Source organism: Clostridium sp. SGI.024 (assembly GCF_050315195.1).
Classification (GTDB): domain Bacteria; phylum Bacillota; class Clostridia; order Clostridiales; family Clostridiaceae; genus Clostridium.
The window spans coordinates 1-315 of the sequence record NZ_JBNPON010000174.1 but is presented as its reverse complement, the minus strand read 5'-3'; the positions used below and the strand labels follow the sequence as shown (position 1 = coordinate 315).

At 31.4% G+C, this 315-nt stretch carries 1 protein-coding gene; it reads left to right on the top strand.

The window, feature by feature from the left end; translation table 11 throughout:
- Positions 1-315 (top strand): NPCBM/NEW2 domain-containing protein (locus ACQRD5_RS17290; protein WP_427747126.1); only part of this gene is annotated, 315 nt, incomplete at both ends.

The window sequence follows — 315 nt, the reverse complement described above, 5'->3', positions numbered from 1 at the left end:
GAAATGGAATTGCTGGAGATTGGGGAGTTCTTGCTGATGCTAAATTTATTTCTAATTCCTTTGAATACTTATCAGAGATTGATTGGACAAGTCAAAAAGCTTCTTATGGTACTATCAGACGTGATATATCTCATGATGGCGTAAATAAATTAGCACTTAGAGATGCTAATGGCTCAACTATTAATTATACTAAAGGAGTTGGTGCTCATTCTATTAGTGAAATAACTGTTGATTTAACAGATAAAAATTACGATAAATTCGAAACATCTGTAGGTGTATTACAAAAAGCTAATACTACTAATAACAATGCTTCTA